This window comes from Microbacterium sp. MF43, assembly GCF_012847295.1.
In the GTDB taxonomy this organism is placed as follows: Bacteria; Actinomycetota; Actinomycetes; order Actinomycetales; family Microbacteriaceae; genus Microbacterium.
In genome coordinates this window covers 265,648-282,039 of sequence record NZ_JABBDY010000002.1, presented here as the reverse complement: position 1 = coordinate 282,039, position 16,392 = coordinate 265,648, and the positions used below count along the sequence as shown (strand labels likewise).

14 protein-coding genes and 1 pseudogene are annotated in these 16,392 nt (G+C 72.0%); 10 read left to right on the top strand and 5 right to left on the bottom strand.

Annotated elements, in window-relative coordinates; genetic code table 11:
- Positions 1 to 16 precede the first annotated feature (16 nt).
- Complete coding sequence (locus tag HF323_RS05690) at positions 17 to 1,477, top strand: GuaB1 family IMP dehydrogenase-related protein (protein ID WP_169581617.1); 1,461 nt, start codon at positions 17 to 19, stop codon at positions 1,475 to 1,477.
- A gap of 95 nt (positions 1,478 to 1,572) precedes the next feature.
- Here HF323_RS05690 and HF323_RS05685 read toward each other — a convergent pair whose 3' ends face one another.
- Positions 1,573 to 2,526, bottom strand: coding sequence for a hypothetical protein (locus HF323_RS05685; RefSeq protein ID WP_169581616.1), 954 nt, complete (start codon positions 2,524 to 2,526; stop codon positions 1,573 to 1,575).
- A 321-nt stretch (positions 2,527 to 2,847) separates the two neighbouring features.
- Here HF323_RS05685 and HF323_RS05680 point away from each other — a divergent pair, with 321 nt between their 5' ends.
- Both HF323_RS05680 and HF323_RS05675 read left to right on the top strand, forming a co-directional pair.
- Positions 2,848 to 4,179, top strand: coding sequence for a hemolysin family protein (locus HF323_RS05680; protein WP_169582119.1), 1,332 nt, complete (start codon positions 2,848 to 2,850; stop codon positions 4,177 to 4,179).
- Complete coding sequence (locus HF323_RS05675) at positions 4,176 to 5,234, top strand: hemolysin family protein (RefSeq protein ID WP_169581615.1); 1,059 nt, start codon at positions 4,176 to 4,178, stop codon at positions 5,232 to 5,234. The genes HF323_RS05680 and HF323_RS05675 overlap by 4 nt, the downstream gene beginning before the upstream one ends.
- A 45-nt stretch (positions 5,235 to 5,279) precedes the next feature.
- Here HF323_RS05675 and HF323_RS05670 read toward each other — a convergent pair whose 3' ends face one another.
- On the bottom strand, positions 5,280 to 6,344 hold the full coding sequence (locus HF323_RS05670; protein WP_169581614.1) for an NADH:flavin oxidoreductase/NADH oxidase: 1,065 nt from the start codon (positions 6,342 to 6,344) through the stop codon (positions 5,280 to 5,282).
- A 31-nt stretch (positions 6,345 to 6,375) separates the two neighbouring features.
- Here HF323_RS05670 and HF323_RS05665 point away from each other — a divergent pair, with 31 nt between their 5' ends.
- The 6 genes and pseudogenes from HF323_RS05665 (at position 6,376) to HF323_RS05640 (ending at position 11,425) form a co-directional block, all read left to right on the top strand.
- On the top strand, positions 6,376 to 7,209 hold the full coding sequence (locus HF323_RS05665) for an NAD(P)H-hydrate dehydratase (protein WP_169581613.1): 834 nt from the start codon (positions 6,376 to 6,378) through the stop codon (positions 7,207 to 7,209).
- 73 nt (positions 7,210 to 7,282) lie between these two features.
- Complete coding sequence (locus HF323_RS05660; RefSeq protein ID WP_169581612.1) at positions 7,283 to 8,506, top strand: glycosyltransferase 87 family protein; 1,224 nt, start codon at positions 7,283 to 7,285, stop codon at positions 8,504 to 8,506.
- 30 nt (positions 8,507 to 8,536) lie between these two features.
- Positions 8,537 to 8,854, top strand: a complete 318-nt coding sequence (locus tag HF323_RS05655) for a thiamine-binding protein (RefSeq protein WP_169581611.1) — start codon at positions 8,537 to 8,539, stop codon at positions 8,852 to 8,854.
- A 111-nt stretch (positions 8,855 to 8,965) separates the two neighbouring features.
- A pseudogene (locus HF323_RS05650) lies at positions 8,966 to 9,124 on the top strand (ATP-binding cassette domain-containing protein); the annotation flags it as partial.
- A gap of 135 nt (positions 9,125 to 9,259) precedes the next feature.
- The gene (locus HF323_RS05645; protein ID WP_169581609.1) at positions 9,260 to 10,636 is read left to right on the top strand and encodes a permease; all 1,377 of its coding nucleotides are present in this window, start codon (positions 9,260 to 9,262) and stop codon (positions 10,634 to 10,636) included.
- A gap of 48 nt (positions 10,637 to 10,684) precedes the next feature.
- Positions 10,685 to 11,425: an NUDIX domain-containing protein gene (locus HF323_RS05640; RefSeq protein WP_169581608.1), complete on the top strand. Its 741-nt coding sequence runs from the start codon at positions 10,685 to 10,687 to the stop codon at positions 11,423 to 11,425.
- A gap of 1 nt (position 11,426) precedes the next feature.
- Here the strand turns inward: HF323_RS05640 and HF323_RS05635 are convergent, their stop codons facing one another.
- Both HF323_RS05635 and HF323_RS05630 read right to left on the bottom strand, forming a co-directional pair.
- Positions 11,427 to 12,632 carry a homoserine O-acetyltransferase gene (locus HF323_RS05635; RefSeq protein WP_169581607.1) on the bottom strand — a complete coding sequence of 402 codons (1,206 nt, stop codon included), beginning with the start codon at positions 12,630 to 12,632 and terminating at the stop codon, positions 11,427 to 11,429.
- Between the two features lie 251 nt (positions 12,633 to 12,883).
- Positions 12,884 to 13,903: a DUF2332 domain-containing protein gene (locus HF323_RS05630; protein ID WP_169581606.1), complete on the bottom strand. Its 1,020-nt coding sequence runs from the start codon at positions 13,901 to 13,903 to the stop codon at positions 12,884 to 12,886.
- 58 nt (positions 13,904 to 13,961) lie between these two features.
- On the opposite strand from HF323_RS05630, the gene HF323_RS05625 reads away from it, so the two are divergent.
- Positions 13,962 to 14,903, top strand: coding sequence for a hypothetical protein (locus HF323_RS05625; RefSeq protein WP_169581605.1), 942 nt, complete (start codon positions 13,962 to 13,964; stop codon positions 14,901 to 14,903).
- A 69-nt stretch (positions 14,904 to 14,972) separates the two neighbouring features.
- Here the strand turns inward: HF323_RS05625 and HF323_RS05620 are convergent, their stop codons facing one another.
- A complete protein-coding gene (locus tag HF323_RS05620) occupies positions 14,973 to 16,295 on the bottom strand; it encodes a bifunctional o-acetylhomoserine/o-acetylserine sulfhydrylase (protein WP_169581604.1) in 1,323 nt (440 codons plus the stop codon).
- Positions 16,296 to 16,392: the final 97 nt, after the last annotated feature.

The following is a 16,392-nucleotide window of genomic DNA, read 5'->3' as shown; positions in this document are numbered from 1 at the left end:
ACTACCCTTTCTGGACATGGAGTTCTACGGCGACCGGCCCGATGTCGATCTGACGTATTCGGATGTCTTCCTCGTCCCGCGACGGTCATCGATCACGAGTCGCCTCGACGTCGACCTGTCTCCGGGTGACGGCACGACCGCGACGATCCCTATCGTCTCGGCCAACATGAACTCGGTGACCGGCGCGCGCCTCGCCGCGACTCTGGCGCGCCGCGGCGGACTGGGCGTCCTCCCGCAGGACATGCCGCTGCAGGAGCTCGATGCCGCCATCCGGTGGGTCAAGTCGCAGCCCGTCCCGTGGGACACGCCGCTCGTGCTCCCGTCCGCGGCCACCGTCGCCGACGCCGCCCGCCTGCTTCCTGCGACCGATGGTCACGGCATCGTGGTGACGGATGCCGCGGCGTCGGGCCGCGTCGACGTCGATGACATCCTCGGCGTCATCCCGGCGTCGCGCCTGGGCACCGCCCTGCCCGACGCGCGTCTGGGCGACCTGGCACGGGGGCGCGCGGCATCCGTCGACGCCGTCGACATCGAGAGCGCGCGGCACGCGTTCGACGTGATCGTCGCCGCCGGAGCCGAAACCGTCTGCGTCCTCGACCACGGGCACCTCGTCGGCACGCTCTCCCGGCGCAGCGCGCTGCGCTCGACGCTCTACAGCCCGGCGGTGGACTCATCCGGCCGCCTCATCGTCGCGGCTGCCGTCGGCATCAACGGCGACGTCGCCGCCAAAGCCAAGGCCCTCGCGGGCGCCGGCGTGGACGTGCTGGTCGTCGACACCGCGCACGGTCACCAGGAGGGGATGCTGCGCGCGCTGCGCGAGGTCGCCGCGCTCGATCTCGGCATCCCCATCGCGGCGGGCAACGTCGTCACGGCCGAAGGCGTGCACGACCTCGTCATGGCAGGCGCGAACATCCTCAAGGTCGGCGTCGGCCCGGGCGCGATGTGCACGACGCGAATGATGACCGCCGTCGGGCGTCCGCAGTTCTCCGCCGTGCTCGAGACGGCCGAAGCCGCCCGGGTCATGGGCGCGCACGTGTGGGCCGACGGCGGGGTGCGCTACCCGCGTGACGTCGCCCTCGCACTTGCGGCGGGCGCGGCATCCGTCATGATCGGCTCGTGGTTCGCGGGAACGATCGAGGCGCCCGGCGAACTCCAGGTCGACGCGGCCGGCCGCACGTACAAGGAGTCGTGGGGCATGGCGTCCACGAAGGCCGTGCATGAGCGCTTCGGCCGGCTCGACCCGTACGAGCTCGCGCGCAAGGAGCTCTTCGCCGAGGGCATCTCGTCGTCGAAGATCTACCTCGACCCGCTGCGTCCGGGTCTCGAGGACCTGCTCGACATGATCACGTCGGGCGTCCGCTCGTCCTTCACCTACGCCGGTGCGTCGACGGTTCCCGAGTTCCACGACCGCGCGCGGGTGGGCCTGCAGTCCGCCGCCGGTTACGAGGAGGGCAAGGCGCTCCCCGTCAGCTGGTAGCGCGCCCTTCGGGCGGCGTCCGCCGAGCGCCTTCCTCCATGGCGCGCAGATGCAGCAGCGCGGCGCGCAAGGAGGAGCGCGCGATCGGTGCCGGGTCATCTCGCGGGGCGGGGACGCGCCGCGGGAAGACCGTCCCCCTGGAGGATGTCGTACAACTGCGACGGCCGCTCGAGTGCGGGCGTGCGCCACCGCGAGAGCGCCCGGACCTGACGTCGGAGGGCATCGCCTCGGTCCTTCTCCGCGAGGAGCGCCTGCTGCGGCGTCCGTCCCCTCAGGAGGTGGGGGTCGAGGTACTTGCCGGTGCCGTCGAACTCACCGGCATGTCGGTGCTCGGGCCACCAGAAGTCGCTGTAGACGCGTCCGGACGGAACCTCGAACGGATGCTGCAGCTCGGGTTCCGGGAAGCCGAGAGCGACGATCAGCACACGGCTGTGCGACTCGCGCACGCTGTCTGCGCCCGGGCGCGCGAACCGCGCGGCCCGCCCGACCCGGGTCGAGGACCTGCCGTCGTACTCCGCTGCCGCCCGCATCAGATCAGCGGACGAGGTCAGCGCCCCGCCTGCGCGTCGGATCCACAGGGCTTGGTCGCCCGCGATGACACCGCCGAGGTAGTCCTTTGCGGCCAAGTCGATCACGGTGCGAGCGGCCGTCGTGACGAAATGGTCTTGCCATCTCAGGACCTCGTGCGGGGCCGCCGCCCGGCGGTGACGGCTGATGTTGCCGGAGTACCCGCCCGACGGCTCGTCGCTCACGTCGATTCGGGTGGGCCAGTGGCCGATCCGGTCCATACCGAGGATCGCGGCTGCGGAGTGATGCGAGAAGACCGCGCCCGGCGACATCCGAGCCGCCGCCTCCCAGACCCGCTGCGCGTGCCGGGCCATCGGGGTCAACCGGTGCCACGCCTCGGCCGGCGCGTACGAGCCGCGAACGATCCGCACCAGCGCTCCCGCTTTCACCAGCCGGCGGATTCGGCGGTCTTCGGCCGCAGGATCGATCGCGTCGCCTCTGCGTACGATCGAGTCAAGCGGAGGAGCGGCCAGCCACGTCATGTCGCCCAGTCTCGGCGCCGATCGCGGGTCACCGACTCCATCCCGCGCCATCGGGGGATGACTCCTCCACCCGCGCAGCAGGGGAGGAACCATGCCCCGCGCAGCTGGCGTCGTCGCGCGCAGCTGCAGCTACGCGCGACGACGATTTCTGCGCGGCACGCAGCCGCACAGCAGAAGTGGGGGGAGGGGAGGAGAGCGGATGCCCCGGCCGAGGCATCCGCTCTGCCCCTGCCCTAGACTTGTCGGCACGATGGACGACCCTCCTAGTTGCAGACGATCGCCCCACCGACCCGCCTCCCGCGCCTGCGGAGGTGACGCGTGATGGACTACGTCATGCTGGGCGTGGGGCTCCTGCTCACGGTCGGGACCGGCCTGTTCGTCGCGAGCGAGTTCGCGCTGGTCAACCTCGACCGCGCCGACCTCGAGGCTCGTCAGGCGGCCGGTGAATCCCGTCTCGCGCTGACGATCAGCGCGCTGAAGATCACCTCGACGCACCTTTCGAGCGCGCAGCTCGGCATCACGCTGACGACGCTCCTCACCGGTTACACGATGGAGCCGGCGATCTCGAACCTGCTGCGTCCCGTCTTCACGGCGTGGGGGCTGCCGGAGGGGCTCGTGAGCCCGCTGGCGGTCGTCATCGCGGTCTCGCTCGCGACGATCTTCTCGATGATCATCGGCGAGCTCGTGCCGAAGAACTTCGCGCTGGCGATCCCGCGCCAGACGGCCAAGCTCGTCATGCCGTTCCAGGTCGCCTTCACGACGGTGTTCCGCCCGGCGATCTTCGTGCTCAACGGCAGCGCCAACGGCGTGCTGCGGTCTGTCGGCATCGAGCCGAAGGAGGAGCTGTCGGGCGCCCGGACCGCCGAGGAGCTCTCGAGCCTCGTGCGCCGGTCGGCGAGCGCCGGCGTCCTCGAGGAGGACACCGCCTCGCTGCTCGACCGCAGCCTCACGTTCTCGCGGCTGAGCGCAGCCGATGTGATGACACCGCGCCCCAGCATCCACGCCGTCGCCGCCGACGACTCCGCCGAAGAGGTCATCCAGCTGGCGCGGCGCACCGGACACAGCCGCTTCCCGGTCTACGACGACTCGATGGACGACATCACCGGCATCGTGCATCTCAAGGCCGCCGTCAGCGTGCCGCGCGATCGCCGCGCCGAGGTTCCGGCCGCCGCGCTGGCCACCGAGCCGCTGCGCATCCCCGAGGCGGTCCACCTCGACGCACTCGTCTCGGAGCTGCGCGCGCGCGGCTACCAGATGGCCGTCGTCGTCGACGAGTACGGCGGCACGGCCGGCGTCGTGACGCTGGAGGACCTCGTCGAGGAGATCGTCGGCGAGGTGCTCGACGAGCACGACCGGCGCCGGGCAGGCATCGTCCGCGCCGAGGGCTCGGTGATCTTCCCGGGCGAGCTCCGCCCCGACGAGGTGCTCGACCGCACCGGCATCCGCATCCCCGAGGGAGACGTCTACGACACCGTCGGGGGCTACATCATGAGCGTGCTCGAGCGCATCCCCGTCGTCGGGGACAGCATCGAGACCGAGGACGGCACGATCGAGGTGCAGCGCATGGACGGCCGCCGCGTCGACCGCGTGCGGTTCACGCCGACGCCGATGCCGCACGCCGAAGCCGCGGCGGAAGGGGGTGAGCGTCGATGAACGACTGGGCAGGAATCGCCTGGCTCTTCGTGCTCCTCGTCGCGAACGCCTTCTTCGTCGGCGCCGAGTTCGCCGTCATCTCGGCCCGCCGCTCGCAGATCGAGCCGCTCGCCGAGAAGGGCTCGCGCTCAGCCAAGACCGCGCTGTACGCCATGGAGCACGCGACGCTCATGCTCGCCACGAGCCAGCTCGGCATCACGATCTGCTCGCTGCTGATCCTGAACGTGTCGGAGCCGGCGATCCACCACCTGCTGGCCGAGCCGCTGGGGCTCACGGGGTGGTCCGAGGGGGCCGTCGACACCGTCGCGTTCATCATCGCGCTGCTGCTGGTGTCGTACCTGCACGTCGTGTTCGGCGAGATGGTGCCGAAGAACCTCGCGTTCTCGGTGCCCGACCGCGCGGTGCTGATGCTTGCGACGCCCCTGGTGTGGTTCTCGAAGCTGTTCCATCCCGTCATCTCGACGCTGAACTGGATCGCCAACCACGTCGTGCGCCTGTTCCGGGTCGAGCCGAAGGACGAGGCCGCCTCGACCTTCACGCTCGAAGAGGTCGCGACGATCGTCAATCAGTCCCGCATCGAAGGCGTGCTCGACGACGCCGCCGGTACGGTCGCGGCGGCCGTCGAGTTCACCGACAAGAAAGCCGGCGACATCGCGGTGCCCCTCGCCGACCTGGTGACCCTGCCCGAGACGACGACCCCCGACGAGATCGAGCGCGCGGTCGCCAAGCACGGCTTCTCGCGGTACGTGATCGTCGACGGAGCGGGCGCGCCGCTGGGGTACGTTCACCTCAAGGACGTGCTGAGGGCAGCGGAGGGGCCGGATGCCGCGACCGACGTCGCCCGGCAGATCCCGCCCAAGCGCATCCACCACATGGTCCCGGTGCTCGAGACCACCGACCTGGAGGACGCGCTCGCGGTCATGCGCCGGGCGGGGCGGCACCTGGCCCAGGTGCGCTCGGCCGACGGGGAGACGACGGCGGTGCTGTTCCTCGAGGACATCATCGAGGAGCTCATCGGCGAGGTGCAGGACGCGACGCGTCGCGGCCGGCGCTGATCCGGGGAGGGCCCGGACGGGACCGTTCCGGGCCCTCCCCGTCACTCAGCGCCGCGCGCGGAGGTACTGCTTCGGCCAGTAGTCGATGTCGGCACCGAGCTCGGCGGCCGCGCGGAGGGCGAAGTGCGGGTCGCGCAGCCACTCCCGCCCGGCCATGACCGCATCCGCCTCGCCGGAGGACAGGATGCGCTCGGCGTGAGCCGCGTCGTCGATCATGCCGACGGCGCTCACCGGGACGCCTGCCGCCCGGCGCACGTGCGCCGCGAGGTGCACCTGGTACCCCGGGCCGGTGGTGATCCGCTGGTGGGCGACGAGCCCGCCGCTGGAGATGTCGAAGAAGTCGGCGCCGCGCTCTGCCGCCCACCGGGCGACGGTCGCGGTCTGGTCGGCATCCCACCCGCCGTCCGCCCAGTCCGTAGCCGAAAGTCGCACCATGAGCGGGACGGCGGGGGAGGCATCCGTCACCGCATCGATCACCCGGAGGAGCAGCCGCGCCCGATTCTCGAGCGATCCGCCGTACTCGTCGTCGCGCAGGTTCGACAGCGGCGACAGGAACTGGTGGAGCAGGTACCCGTGCGCGGCATGGATCTCGAGCACCTCGAATCCGGCCTCGACCGCGCGTTGGGCGGCCGCGGCGAAGTCGGCGACGACCCGATCGATGCCCGCTGCGTCGAGGGCGACCGGATCGGCGAAGCCGTCGAAGGCGACAGCGGAGGGGGCGACGGTCTGCCACCCGCCCTCGGTCTCGGCGACCGTGCCGCGCCGGCCCGAGAACGGGGACCACGTCGATGCCTTGCGCCCGGCGTGGGCCAGCTGCACGGCGGCGACCGCCCCGCGGGCACGCATCGCCGCGACGATCGGCTTCCACGCGTCGCGCTGGCCGTCGTTCCACAGCCCGGTGTCTTCCGGCGAGATGCGGCCCTCGGGCGAGACGGCCGTCGCTTCGGCGACCACGAGCCCCGCGCCGCCCGAGGCGAACTGCGCCAGGTGGGTGTGGTGCCATTCCTGCGGCACGCCGTCCACGGCGCTGTACTGGCACATCGGCGAGACCCACAGACGGTTGCGCAGCGTGATCTCGCGCAGCGACAGGGGAGTGAAGAGGGTGCTCATTCGGGGAAGTCTCCGCGGGTAGGGTGGCGCCATGACCCGGTCTTGGACGGCGCAGGACGCCGGACGCGTCCTCCGGAGGCCAACGGCCTCCGATGACAAGTATTCCCGGGGAGTGCTCGGGGTGCGGACGGGCTCCGACGCCTATCCAGGTGCTGCCGTGCTCGGCGTCGAGGCCGCCTGGCGCACCGGTCTCGGCATGGTGCGCTATCTCGGTCCGCAACGCCCGACGGACCTCGTGCTGGCACGGCGGCCCGAGACGGTGGCCGCCGAGGGCCGGGTGCAGGCGTGGCTCATCGGGTCGGGCACGGATCCCTCGGTCCGCTCCGCAGCAGAGGCTGAGACGCTGCGCGGTCTGCTGCACGACACCGATCCGGTCGTCGTGGACGCCGGTGCGCTCGACCTGGCTGCGGAGGCGACCGCGCCCCGCATCCTGACGCCGCACGACCGCGAGCACGCGCGCCTTCGGCGTGCTCTCGGGCTCGGCCCGGCCGGCACGGACCGCGCCGAGGCAGCCCGGCAGACCGCTGAGGCCACCGGTGCGGTGGTGCTGCTGAAGGGCGCGGCGACGATGGTGGCGGCCCCGACCGGCGAGGTCATCGAGGTCTCGGCGGGCACCCCGTGGCTGGCGACGGCCGGGACGGGCGATGTGCTCGCGGGCGTGATCGGCGCGCTGACGTCCGGCGCGATGGCCCAGGGGCAGGGGGCGGATGCCTCGTCCCTCGCCTCGATCGCGGCATCGGCCGCCTGGCTGCATGGCCGCGCGGGACGCCTCGCCTCGGAAGCGCGCGGCGGTGGGCCGATCACGGCGCTGGACGTCGCCGAGGCGCTTCCGCGGGCGGTCGCCGAGGCTCTCGGCACGCGGTGACCGATCCCGCCCGGGCGCTCGATCCGGCGTGACCCGGTCGGGCGGCCCCCGCACCGCTGAATAGGATGACAGGGTGTCGAGGCGGGCGGGGCTGTGGATCGCTTTCGCCGTCGTCCATCTCGCCGTCGCCTCGCTGGGGTTCGTCCTGCCGAACATGCCGATGGGCGACGTCACTCTGGTCTACGAGCCGTGGGCCCGTGGAGCCGTCGAGGGAAACGGCGTCATGGGCATCGCGCAGCAGTGGGTGTACCCGCAGCTGGCCATCGTGCCGATGGTGCTCGCCCTCGCGCTGGCGTGGATCGCCGGGTACGAAGTGGCGTGGGCGCTTCTCGTCACGGCGCTGAATGCGGTCGCGTTCGCCCTCCTCGTCGGCCGCGGGCGGTCTGCGGGACGCACCGCCGCCGCCGCCTTCTGGCTCGCCTTCCTCCTGCTGCTCGGACCGGTCGGGATGTACCGGCTCGACGGCGTGACCGTCTCGCTCGCGATCGCCGGTGCGCTCTGGCTCGTCGGACGACCGCTGCTCGCCTCGATCCTGCTGTCGATCGCGACGTGGATGAAGGTGTGGCCGGCGGCTCTCCTGGCCGCGGCCGTGATCGCCGTCCGACGGCGGCTCGCGCTCATCGGCGGAGCGCTCATCGTGACGGCGGTGACGCTCGCCGCGGTGTTCGTCGCCGGCGGGGGATCGCACGCATTCGGGTTCGTCGCCGGCCAGACCGGCCGCGGCCTTCAGCTCGAGGCCCCGGTGACGGGGTGGTACCTGTGGCAGGCGGTGGCCGGCGCCGAAGGGGCTTTCGTCTACTACGACTCGGAGATCCTCACCTTCCAGGTGACGGGGCCGAACGTCGACGCCGTGATCGCCGTCATGACGCCGATTCTGGCGATCGCCGTTCTCGCCGTGGCCGCGCTCGGCGGCGTCCGGGCGTGGCGGGGCGCGAGCTTCGCGGCGCTGTTCCCGCCGCTCGCGCTCGCGCTCGTGCTCAGCTTCATCGTGTTCAACAAAGTCGGGTCGCCGCAGTTCCTGACCTGGATCATCGCCCCGGTGGTCATGGGCCTGGTGATCGACCGTCGTCGGTGGCGCACGCCGGCGATCATCGCGCTGCTCGCCGCCCTGCTGACGCAGCTGGTCTACCCGCTGCTGTACCACCGGCTGATCGTCGCCGACGGGCTCGCCGCCGGCATCCTGACCCTGCGCAACGTCGTGCTGATCGCGCTCCTCGCCTGGGCCGTGGTGCGCGTCGCACGCGCGCCCGCGCGCCCTCGGATCGCCCGCACGCCGGTGCGCCCGCGCGTCCCCTGACCGCCTGCCCGCACACCCCGGAGGTTCCCCATGCTCGTCGCCTTCTCCGTCGCCCCGAGCGGCACCGGCAACGCCGACGGCTCGGTGCACGATGCCGTCGCCGCGGCCGTTCGCGTCGTGCGCGACAGCGGCCTGCCGCACCGCACGACGTCGATGTTCACCGAGATCGAGGGGGAGTGGGACGAGGTCTTCGACGTCGTGCGTCGCGCCACCGAGGCCGTCCAGCCCTTCGGCTCGCGGGTGTCGCTCGTCCTCAAGGCCGACATCCGGCCCGGGTACTCCGGCGAGCTCCACGGCAAGATCGAGCGCCTCGAGGCGGCCATCGCCGAACAGGAGCCGCGCGACTGAACCGTGTCGCGCGGCGGCGACGCGCGCTTCACTTCGAAGTGGTTCTCCAGGCTGATGCGAATGCACCGGCGGGATGATGTCCTCGCGTCTGCGAGCCGGTGTGCTGGAGGCATGAATGCTTCAGCGTATGCATCCGACGTCCTCGTGGCGTCGGGACTGGTCAAGCGCTACGGCGATCTCCTCGCCGTCGCGGGGGTCGATCTGACGATCCGGGCGGGTGAATCGGTGGCGATCATGGGGGCCTCGGGCTCGGGGAAGACGACGCTGCTGCGTGGTGACGCACGACGACACCGTCGCGGCCCGGTGCGACCGCATTTTCCGCATGCGGGACGGTCGGCTGGTTGAGAGCGGACGTGCCGGGGACCTGCGATCCGAACCCGGCCGCGCGGTGAGGACGGATCTGCCATGAGCGCGCCGGCATCGTCCCCTCCCATCGCCGCCGCGACCGAGAAGCTGCGGCGGGTGCTCACGATCGGGGCGCTCCTCATGCGCCCCTCCCGCGATGGGAGGCTCGGCACCGTGCTGACGATCGTCGCGTTCGCCGTGACGACGGCGGTTCTCCTCGTCGTCGTCGGGGGTGCCAGGATGTTCCTCTCGCGCCCCGCCGACGCCGGCGGCGTGGGTTATGCGCTGCCGAGCATCCTCGCCCTCATCCTGCTGCTGGTCCCGCTTCTCACCCTCGGAGGCTCGGCGGCCCGCCTCACCCGCCGCCTGCGCGACTCCCAGCTCGCGACGCTCCGGCTGCTCGGTGCGACCAGCGCCGAGGTGGGTGCGGTCTCGGTCATCGGGTCCGCCGTTCCCGCGGCGGCGGGCGCGTTGGCGGGAGCGGCGCTGTACGCGGCACTGCTCCCGGTCGTCGGGCTCCTGCAGTTCTTCGGCGGGCCGATCGGCCCGGCCGCTGCGTGGACCGGCTGGGAGCTGCTGGCCGTGACGATCGTCGGTGTCATCCTGACGGCCGCGGTGAGCAGCCTGACCGGTCTGCGGCGCGTCGCGCTGACTCCGCTGGGGATCCGGCGACGGTCCGACGCCCCACCGCGACGGCGGGGGGCGCTCGTGGGCGCCCTTGCTGCACTCGTCGCCCTGGTCGCGGCGGCCGCCTACCTCCTCGCGGAGACCACGGGGATGGCCGTGGGGTTGGTCGTCCTGCTCGGCCTGTTCGCCGGCGCGATGGGCGTCCTGAACCTGATCGGGGCGCCGATCATCGCCGCGCGCGGCACGTCGATCGCGCGCCGCGCGCGCACCGCGGCCGCGCTGATCGCGGGCCGGGAGCTGGCCGCGCACGCCGGGCCGGCGTGGCGTCGGGTGTCGGTGATCGCTCTCACCGCCTTCACCGCGGTCGTCTGCGGCATCGGATTCACCGTCATCGGGGCGGCAGGCGCGGCAGGCGACCCCATGGCCGACGATCTTCGGACGGGAGTGCTCCTCACGCTCGCGATCAGCTTCATCGTCGTGGCTTGCTCGACCGGGGTGACCCAGGCGGCGGCGATCCTCGAGGACCGCGAACTCATCGTCGGGTTGGACCGCCTGGGCGTCCCTCGCCGCGAGCTGGAACTCGCACGGAAGATGACGGTGATGACACCCCTGCGGTGGGCGGCGCTCGGTGGGATGGCCGCCGGGCTCGCGCTGACGCTGCCTCTGGCCGGTCTCCTCCTGGTCTTCTCGCCCGTCACCATGGCCACGGTCGCACTCACCCTGTTCGGTGGGCTGTTGCTGGTCCGGCTGAGCCTCATCGCCACCACGCCCGTCCTCGTGTCGATACGCCGTGCGGCGTACCGGACGTGACACCGGCCACGCTCGGCCCGGGCGGCCTCGGGCCCTAGAGTGGGTCGGGTGTCGGAGCAGACCCCCGCGGACCGCGCTGTGCGAGCAGTCGCCGACTCGATCGCTCTGGCCCGTCCTCGCACGGCCGAGGACGGCGGCGACCCGACGATCCCGGTCGCGGCGACGGTGGTCCTCCTCCGCGATGGCCCAGCCGGTGCGGAGGTTCTGCTCATCGAGCGTCCCGATCGCGGGTCGTTCGCGGGTGCGTGGGTGTTCCCGGGAGGGAAGCTCGAGGATGCTGATCTCGGCGGAGACGAGGAGGGGTCGGCTCGCCGCGCCGCCGTGCGCGAGACGTTCGAGGAGACCGGCCTCGTCGTCGACCCCGACGCCCTCGTGACCCTCTCGTGCTGGGACCCGCCGCCGGGGCTCCCGCTGCGGATCCGCACCTGGTTCTTCCTCGCCCCGGCGCCCGGCGGCGACCTCGCGCTCGCGGCCGACGAGGCCGTGGCCGCCGAGTGGGCGGGGCCTTCCGATGTGCTCGCGCGTCACGGGCGGGGCGAGGTGAACCTGTATCCGCCGACGTGGGTCACGCTGCACGGGCTCTCCCAGCACTCCCACGCGTCCTCCGCGATCCAGGCGGCCCGGGTCGCCGGGGTGGACCGCTTCGAGACCGTCGCCCGCCGAGGTGCGGAAGGTCCGCTGCTGCTGTGGCAGGGCGACGCGGCGTACGAAGCGGAGGGCGAGGCATCCGGAACCCGGCACCGACTCGAGATCGGCGCGCTGCCCTGGCGGTACACGCGCGACGCGTGAGTCAGGTCTCGAGCAGCCGCCGCACGTGCGCGCCCACGAGGTGGGTCTCGATCAGGAACCCGTCGTGGCCGAAGTCGCTCGTGAGCACGACCGCGCGGTCCCCGTCGAGGGTGTTCGGGATGCCTCGCGCGATGCGGTGCTGCCCGTCGATCGGGAAGAGACGGTCGGTGTCGATGCCCAGCACCAGTGCGGTCGCGGAGACGCGTGCGAGGGCGTCGTCGATGCCACCGCGGTCGCGGCCCACGTCGTGCGAGTTCATCGCCTCGACGACGGTGATGTAGCTGTTGGCGTCGAAGCGGCGGGTGAACTTGTTGCCGTGGAAGTCGAGATAGGACTCGACGGCGAAGCGTCCGCCGTGGCCGAGCGGGCTGACACCCGACTGCCAGGACCGCTGGAACCGCTGGTTGAGCTCGGTCGGCGAGCGGTAGTTGAGCAGCGCCATGCGGCGCGCGAGGGCGAGACCCCGGGTGGGGCCGTCGCCGTCGGCGGCGTCGTAGTACTCGCCGCCCTGGAAGCGGGGGTCGATGCGGATGGCCTCGATCTGCACCGAGTTGAGCGCGATCTGATCGGCGGTGTTCACCGGCGGCGCCGACAGGATGCCGACCCGCTCGACGCGGTCGGGCAGCCCGGCCGCCCATTCGAGCGCGTGCATTCCGCCCATCGAGCCGCCGATGACCGCCGCCCATACGTCGATGCCGAGGGCGTCGGCGAGGCGCACCTGGGCTGCCACCTGATCACGGATCGTCAGGTACGGGAAGCGCGATGCCCACTCGTACCCGTCCGGTGCGATGCTCGCCGGGCCCGTGGAACCCTGGCAGCCGCCGAGCATGTTCGGTGCGACGACGAACCAGCGGTCGGTGTCGATGGGGGCTCCGGGGCCGACGATGTCGTCCCACCAGCCGGTGGTCGGATGCCCCGGCCCCGCCGGCCCGCGCACATGGCTGTCGCCGGTCAGTGCGTGCAGGATGAGGACGGCGTTGTCGCGCGCCGCGTTGAGCTCTCCCCAGGTCTCGAACGCGAGGCGATACGCGGGGAGTTCGCGCCCGCCCTCGGTGCGGAAGGACCCGAAGGCGGCGAACTGGCGCTCGCCGATCGGGTCGCCGTCGCGCCACGCGCCGGTCGCCGGCGGGCGGCCGAGCAGCAGCCGGGCGTCGGCCTCGGTCACCGGCGCCGAGGGCACGGTGTCTTCCGAGGTCTGCCAGTCCATTCGCCCATTCTCGCCGGTGCGGGGTGAACGGGCCCGACTGTTACGCGTAGAAACCGCGTGCGGCGTCGTTCCCGATTTCTCGACGCCGGACAGCGGTGCCGGATTCAGGAGACACGCCGCGCGGCGCCTGAGAGGCGCTCGCTGCGCCGGCGTGTCTCCTGCGCCTGGCACGGCCGCCCGGCGCCCGGCGAGGGCCGGCGCCCGGGGAGGGCCGGCCCCCGGCAGGGCCCGCTCGACGCCGGACAGCGGCGTCAGCGGCGGAACGGCGCCGTCTCGTAGGTCGCGCCGTGCTGGTGCGCGAGGGCGATCGGGCGGGCGTCCCAGGTCTGCACGAACCGGTGGTCGGTCGCGGTCTCGGCCGGAACCTGCGCGTCGATCTCGGGAAGCGTCCCCATCGTCTCGTTCGAGAGCCACACCACGCGGCGCCCGATGCGTTCGCCGAGTCCGGCAATCACGTCGGCGAACTCCCGCCGGCCGGAGGCGTCGAGGTACAAGAGCACCGCGCTGTGGAAGACCACGACCGTGGCGTCGGTCGGGGCGGATGCCGCGGCATCCGTCACCCGCTCGCGCAGGTCGCCGCGCTCGATGACGGGCGGATCCGATGCCGCGACGGCCGCTGCCGCCCGCAGCCGCGCGACGCGCGCGTCGTGGTCGGGACCGGGCCACACCAGGTTGGCGAGCCAGTCGATCGCGTCGCTGTCGGTGGGGTCGATCGGGTCGAGGTCGATGCCGCGGCGCCATACCACCTCGGGGTATCGCGAGGGGACGGATGCCTCGTCGTCGACGCGGCAGGTCAGCACGACCTCGCTCGCACCGGCGGGCGGATCGACGCGTCGCATGCCCGAGGGTGCGGCGTACTCGACGCTGTAGCGGTCGGGGAAGAGGCAGAGTCCCGCGGCGGCGCCCACCTCGAGCAGCGCCACCGGGCCGTCGATGCGCGAGAGCGGTGGCAGCCACGTCGCGCATCGGTTCGCCTCGTTCGTCTGCACGGTGCGCTCGGCTCCGGTGCCGACGATGCGGTCCCAGTTGTCGAGGAGCCACGCGCGAACCTCGGCGTACGGGACGAGGGGGGCGCCCTCCCATCGCGCGGACGCGAACACGAGGTTCGCCTGGCGCTTGGGACCCGGCAGCCCGGCGAGGCGGTTCAGCATCTCCGGATCGTTCGCGACGCCCAGCGCCCAGTCCTCGTAGAGCGGCGACGTGCCGCGCGCCCACCTGCGGCCGAAGTCGTCGTAGTACGCGGCGATCTCCTCGCGCGGATCGGTGGTCACGACGCCACCCTACGAGGTCGCGGCCGCCGTGTCGCCGGGCCGGTCTACCATGCGTGGAATGGACGTCATCGAGTACCTCATGACCGGTGACCCGGCGATCCGCTGGCAGGTGATGCGCGACCTGACCGACGCGTCACCCGACGATGTGGCGGCCGAGCGAGCGAAGGTGGCGACCGAGGGCTGGGGAGCCCGCATGCTCGCCGAGCAGGGCGAGGACGGGCTGTGGGACGGGGGAACGTACCGTCCTGGCTGGGTCGACGAGTCCCGCCCGTTCTTCGACGCGTGGACGGCGACGCACTTCTCGCTGCAGTCGCTCGTCGAGTACGGCCTCGACCCGGACTCGCCCGAGGCCCGCCGCGCGGTGACCCTCGTGCGCGACAACGCGCGGTGGGAGTACAACGGCGAGCTGTACTTCGAAGGCGAGGCCGAGCCGTGCATCAACGGCATCGCGCTCGTGACCGGCGCGTACTTCGGCCAGGAGGCTGGCGGCATCGTCGACACGCTGCTGGCGACCCAGCATGAGGACGGCGGGTGGAACTGCTGGGAGGAGGATCCCGCGACCCCCGGCTCCTTCCATTCCACGATCTGCGCGCTCGAGGGCCTCTGGGCGTGGGAGCAGGCGAGGGGCGCGACCGACGCAGCACGGGATGCACGGCGTCGTGGCGAGGAGTACCTCCTCGAGCGGCACCTGTTCCGGCGCAAGTCGGACGGGACGATTCCCGACCCGCGGATCACGATGATCTCGGTGCCGTGGCGGTGGTTCTACGACGTCCTGAGGGGCCTGGAGTACATGCGCGTCGCCCGGCCGGAGCGGGACCCGCGGTGCGCCGAGGCGGTGGAACTCGTGCGCGGCAAGCGGCTCGGCAACGGCCTGTTCCCGTTCGAGAACCACCACGAGGGTCCGATGCTGTTCGCGATGGACGGCGAGCATGACGGGTTCCCGAGCCGCTGGGCGACGCTGCGGGCCCTGCGCGTGCTGCGCTGGTGGGGCGGCGGCTGACCCGCACCGAGCGCCGAAGACGACGGATGCCCCGGCCCGCGGGGCCGAGGCATCCGGTGTCTTCGCGGCTCAGGCGCGCGCGGCCTCCGACACCCGGCGGGCGGCGGCGAGGGCCTGCTCGAGGTCGGCCTTGAGGTCCTCGATGTTCTCGAGCCCGACCGACAGGCGCACGAGGCCCGGCGTGACGCCGGTCGTGAGCTGCTGCTCGGGGGTCAGCTGCGAGTGCGTGGTCGACGCGGGATGGATGACGAGCGAGCGGACGTCGCCGATGTTCGCCAGGTGGCTGAACAGCGTGAGCGAGTTGACGAACTCACGCCCCGCCTCGACGCCGCCCTTGAGCTCGAACGACAGCACGGCGCCGACGCCCTTGGGGGCGTATCGGTTGGCGGCGGCGTACCAGGGCGACGTGGGCAGGCCCGAGTAGTTGACCGAGGCGACGTCGGCCTGGTTCTCGAGCCACTCCGCGATCTCCTGCGCGTTCTGGACGTGGCGCTCGATGCGCAGCGACAGCGTCTCGATGCCCTGGATGAGCAGCCACGCGCTCTGCGGTGCGATGGCCGCGCCCAGGTCGCGCAGCAGCTGCACGCGCGCCTTGATGATGTAGGCGAGCCCATCGCCGACCGCGGCCGTGTACGAGGCGCCGTGGTACGACGGGTCGGGCTCGGTGAGGCCGGGGAACTTCTCGACGTTCTCCGACCAGGGGAACGTGCCGCCGTCGACGATCACGCCGCCGATGACCGTGCCATGGCCGCCGAGGAACTTCGTCGCCGAGTGGATGACGATGTCGGCGCCGTGCTCGAAGGGCTTGATGAGGTACGGCGTCGCGATCGTGTTGTCGACGATCAGCGGGATGCCGTTCTCGTGCGCGACGTCGGCGACGGTGCGGATGTCGAGCACGTTGATCTTCGGGTTGCCGATCGTCTCGGCGAAGAAGAGCTTGGTGTTGGGGCGGACGGCGCGGCGCCACTCCTCGGGGTCGTCCTGGTTCTCGACGAACGTCGTCTCGATGCCGAGCTTGGCGAGCGTGTACTTGAAGAGGTTGTACGTGCCGCCGTAGATCGAGCTCGACGAGACGATGTGGTCGCCGGCCTCGGCGATGTTGAGCACCGCGAACGTCTCAGCGGCCTGACCGCTGGCGACCAGCAGCGCGCCGGTGCCGCCCTCGAGCGCGGCGAGGCGCTCTTCGACGACAGCCTGCGTCGGGTTCTGGATGCGCGTGTAGATGTTGCCGAACTCGGCGAGGGCGAACAGGTTCGCGGCGTGGTCGGCGTTGTCGAACACGTACGACGTCGTCTGGTAGATCGGGGTGGCACGGGCCTTCGTGACCGGGTCGGGCTGGGCGCCCGAGTGGATCTGCTTGGTCTCGAAACGCCAGTTCTCGGGTGCGGTCATGGCTAGCTCCTGCGGGGTTCAGTGGGTGGGGGCGGCATCCCCCGACCGGATCGAGAGTAGGACGAGGCGCCCTTGTCAACAACGGAAGGGAAATGTG